General features: G+C 71.8%; 3 protein-coding genes. All 3 read right to left on the minus strand.

What is annotated here, in order from left to right:
• Positions 1-1,595, minus strand: a 1,595-nt coding sequence (cimA, locus tag HW445_RS19090) for a citramalate synthase (RefSeq protein ID WP_180222213.1), incomplete at its 3' end; no start/stop codon positions are given.
• A gap of 484 nt (positions 1,596-2,079) precedes the next feature.
• Entirely contained in the window at positions 2,080-3,174 is a 1,095-nt protein-coding gene (locus HW445_RS19095; protein WP_180222214.1) for a branched-chain amino acid aminotransferase, read from the minus strand.
• 264 nt (positions 3,175-3,438) lie between these two features.
• A complete protein-coding gene (locus tag HW445_RS19100; RefSeq protein WP_180222215.1) occupies positions 3,439-4,482 on the minus strand; it encodes a 3-isopropylmalate dehydrogenase in 1,044 nt (347 codons plus the stop codon).
• Positions 4,483-4,694 lie beyond the last annotated feature (212 nt).

Below are 4,694 nucleotides of genomic sequence, written 5' to 3' on the forward strand. Positions count from 1 at the left end.
GCGCGCAGCAGGCCGTAGGTGTAGGCGTCGGCGAGCGCCTGCCAGGAGGCGGCGATGACGTTGTCGGCGACCCCGACGGTGGACCACTCGGCGCGTCCGTCGGAGGTGGAGATCAGCACGCGCGTGGTGGAGTCGGTGCCGGAGCGGCCCTCGAGGATGCGGACCTTGTAGTCCACCAGGCCGATCTTGGCCAGCTCGGGGTAGATCCGCTCCAGGCCCGCGCGCAGCGCCCGGTCCAGCGCGTTGACCGGGCCGTTGCCCTCGCCGGCCGCGTGGATGGTCTCCCCCTTGGCGCGCAGCTTCACGGTGGCCTCGTTGGCGTGGCTGCCGTCGGGGCGGTCCTCGGTGATCGCGCGCCAGGACTCCACCTCGAAGTAGACCGGGGCGGTGCCGGCCTCGGCGCGCAGCAGCAGCTCGAAGCTGGCGTCGGCGGCCTCGTAGGTGTAGCCCTTGAGCTCCCGCTCCTTGACCCGCTCGACGACCCGGCCGACCAGTTCGCGGTCGCCGCCGAGGTCGATGCCGAGCTCCTTGCCCTTGAGCTCGACGGAGGCCCGGCCCGCCATGTCGGAGACGAGCATCCGCATGGTGTTGCCGACCTGCTCGGGGTCGATGTGCTGGTACAGGTCGGGGTCGACCTTGATGGCGGAGGCGTGCAGCCCGGCCTTGTGGGCGAAGGCGGAGACGCCGACGTAGGGCTGGTGGGTGGAGGGGGTGAGGTTGACGACCTCGGCGATGGCGTGCGAGATCCGGGTCATCTCACGGAGCTTGCCCTCGGGCAGGACCCGCTTGCCGTACTTGATCTCGAGGGCGGCGACGACGGGGAACAGGTTGGCGTTGCCGACCCGCTCGCCGTAACCGTTGGCGGTGCACTGGACGTGGGTGGCGCCGGCGTCGACGGCCGCGAGGGTGTTGGCGACGGCGCAGCCGGTGTCGTCCTGGGCGTGGATGCCGAGGCGGGCGTCGTCCCTGTCGGCGCGCACGGCGGCGAGGACGGTGGAGACCACGGAGTGGATCTGAGCGGGGAGCAGGCCGCCGTTGGTGTCGCAGAGGACGACCACGTCGGCTCCGGCCTCCGCGGCGGTGCGGACGACGGCCGTGGCGTACTCGGGATTGGCCCGGTAGCCGTCGAAGAAGTGCTCGCAGTCGACGAAGACCCGGCGGCCGGCCGCCCGGAGGTGCGCGACGGTGTCGCGGACCATCTCCAGGTTCTCGTCCAGGGTGGTGCGCAGGGCCAGCTCCACGTGGCGGTCATGGGCCTTGGCGACCAGGGTGATCACGTCGGCGCCGGAGTCCAGGAGCGCCTTGACCTGCGGGTCGTCGGCCGCCGAGCCGCCGGCCCGGCGCGTCGCGCCGAAGGCGACCAGCTGGGCGTGGCGGAAGTCGATCTCCTCACGGGCGCGGGCGAAGAACTCGGTGTCGCGCGGGTTGGCACCGGGCCAGCCGCCCTCGATGAACCCCACGCCGAACTCGTCCAGGTGGCGGGCGATGGCCAGCTTGTCGGAGACGGTGAGGTTGATGCCCTCCCGCTGGGCGCCGTCGCGCAGCGTGGTGTCGAAGACGTGGAAGGCGTCGTCGGGTCGGCTGGTTTCCGTCATGGCAGGAACTCCTGAACTGGTCGTCTCGGTCGGACCGGAAGAACCGGCGCCACCGCCCTCGAATGCCGCACGCCCTCCGTTCCGGCCGCGGGTGGGGCCGAAACAAAGAAAACCCCTCGCGGGTGCGAGAGGTCTGCGCGCGGGTCGACGACGAGGGTGACCACGCGTACGGGATACGTACGGGCGGTCACTGCGGACCGGCGCGCCTGCTGCCGATAATCATGGCGAACGAGGGCACGGCGCCAGTCTGGCACAGACGCCCCACGACCGGCCGGGCGTCTCAGGATACGGGCGAACCGTCCCACGCCGGGGCGTTCATCCCGGATGACGACGACGGCCCCGGGGAGTGCGGGACACTCCCCGGGGCCGTGCGGCCACCGGACCGGGCCCACCGGACCCACCGGACCGGGCCCACCCGCCCTGCCGGGCCCGATGGGCCCGGCAGGGCGGGTGGCGTGGCGTGGCAGGTGGGCCCGGTGTGGCCTCAGCAGACCTTGTGCATCCAGCCGTGCTTGTCCTCGGCCGTGCCGCGCTGGATGTCCAGCAGGGCGTCGCGCAGGCGCAGGGTGACCTCGCCCGGCTCGCCGGTGCCGTGCTTCCACTCGGCGCCGCTGCTGCGCTTGACCGTGCCGACGGGGGTGATCACCGCGGCCGTGCCGCAGGCGAAGACCTCCTTGAGGGCGCCGCTCTCGGCGTCCGTCTGCCACTGGTCGACGGAGACCTTGCCCTCCTCGGGGGCGAGGCCGAGGTCCTGGGCGACGGACAGCAGGGAGTCGCGGGTGACGCCCTCCAGGATGGAGCCGCTGAGCGACGGGGTGACGATCCGGTCCTCGTAGACGAAGTACAGGTTCATGCCGCCGAGCTCCTCGATCCACCGGCGCTCGATGGCGTCGAGGTAGCAGACCTGGTCGCAGCCCACCTTGGCGGCCTCGGCCTGGGCCATCAGGGAGGCCGCGTAGTTGCCGCCGGTCTTGGCGTCGCCCATGCCGCCCGGGACCGCGCGGACGTGCTCCTCGGCGACCCAGATGGAGACCGGCTTCACGCCGCCCGGGAAGTAGGCGCCGGCCGGGGAGGCGATGACCAGGAAGAGGTACTCCTTGGCCGGGCGGACGCCCAGACCCACCTCGGTGGCGATCATGAACGGACGCAGGTACAGGGACTCCTCGCCGCCGTGCGCCGGGACCCACGCCTCGTCCTGGCGGACCAGCACGTCGCACGCCTCGATGAAGGTCTCGACCGGCAGCTCCGGCATGGCGAGGCGGCGGGCGGAGGCCTGGAAGCGGCGGGCGTTCTTCTCGGGGCGGAAGATGCCCACCGAGCCGTCGGCGCGGCGGTACGCCTTGAGTCCCTCGAAGATCTCCTGCGCGTAGTGCAGGGTCATGTTGGCCGGGTCGAGGGAGAGCGGGCCGTACGGGACGAGCTCGGCGTCGTGCCAGCCACGCCCCTCGGTCCACTTGATCGTCACCATGTGGTCGGTGAAGTGGCGGCCGAACCCGGGGCTGGCCAGGATCGCCTCCCTCTCGGCCGCGGGCAGCGGGTGCGAGGTGGGCTTGAGTTCGATCGTGGGCGTCGTCGTCATCAGCAGAACTGTCCTTCACCGTTGTAGTGACGGGCCGCGTTTCCGCTCGTCCTTGCCGCCGGGGTCCGGAGGTCCGGTCAGGGGACATCCGGTCGGCGCCCTCGTCGACGCGACTCCGCGTTCGATTATCGCAAGAGGGTGCCCGGTGAAGGAACGGTGCGGGGTCGAGACCCTGCGTTTCGATGGTGGCACCCGGCGGGACATGGCGGAAGCCGCCGGGTGCGAGGTGCTCCCGGCGGCTTTCGAAAGGTGGGCAGGCCGGGGTCAGCCGGCTACTCGGGCGGCGAGCGCGTCGCCGATCTCCTCGGTGGAGCGGGCGGCGAGAGCCACGCGCTCGACCAGGTCGGCGGCGACGGCGTCGTCGATGCGCGCCGCCTCGGCGTCGTACCCGAGGTGGCGCAGCAGGAGGGCGACGGACAGGACGGTGGCCGTGGGGTCGGCCTTGCCCTGGCCGGCGATGTCCGGGGCCGAACCGTGGACCGGCTCGAACATGGACGGGTAGTCACCGCTCGGGTTGATGTTGCCCGAGGCGGCCACGCCGATTCCGCCGGAGACGGCGGCGGCGAGGTCGGTGACGATGTCGCCGAAGAGGTTGTCGGTGACGATCACGTCGAAGCGCTCCGGCTGGGTGACCAGGTAGATGGTCGCCGCGTCGACGTGCATGTACTCGGTGGTGACCTCGGGGAACTCCTGGGCGACCCGGTTGAACACGTCGGTCCACAGGTGGCCGGCGAAGGTCAGCACGTTGTTCTTGTGGATCAGCGCGAGCTTCTTGCGCGGGCGGGCCTGGGCGCGGGCGAAGGCGTCACGGACCACGCGCTCGACGCCGTACGCGGTGTTCACCGAGACCTCGGTGGCGACCTCGTGCTCGGTGCCCTTGCGGATGGTGCCGCCGTTGCCCGTGTACGGGCCCTCGGTGCCCTCGCGGACCACGACGAAGTCGATCTCCGGCTCGCCGGCCAGCGGGGTGGCGACACCCGGCAGGAGCTTGGACGGGCGGAGGTTGACGTGGTGGTCGAAGGCGAAGCGGAGCTTGAGCAGGAAGCCGCGCTCCAGGACGCCCGAGGGGACGGACGGGTCGCCGATGGCGCCGAGCAGGATGGCGTCGTGCCCCTTGAGGGCGGCCAGGTCCGCGTCGGTGAGGGTCTCACCGGTGGCGTGGTAGCGGCGTGCGCCGAAGTCGTACTCCGTGGTCTCCAGCTTCACATCCTGCGGGAGGACGGCGGAGAGGACCTTGAGGCCTTCGGCCACGACTTCCTGCCCGATGCCGTCACCGGGGATCACTGCGAGATCGATGCTGCGAGACATGTCGGCACCTTAGTAGGTCGTCCCAAGGGGTGGCCCGTCCCGTCCGCCATACGGACAGCCGACCTCGTGACGTGCGGTTTCACTCGCCCCCGCGACCACGCTCGGGCAGCCGCAACGGGATGCCGGAGCCGATGAACGGCTGCGGGGCCGGGCACCGGAGGCCAGGGGGCCGGCGGCCGGGGAGACGGGGGCGGAGGCGGGGTCAGTGGCCG

Source organism: Streptomyces sp. UH6, assembly GCF_013421635.1.
Classification (GTDB): Bacteria; Actinomycetota; Actinomycetes; order Streptomycetales; family Streptomycetaceae; genus Streptomyces; species Streptomyces abyssomicinicus.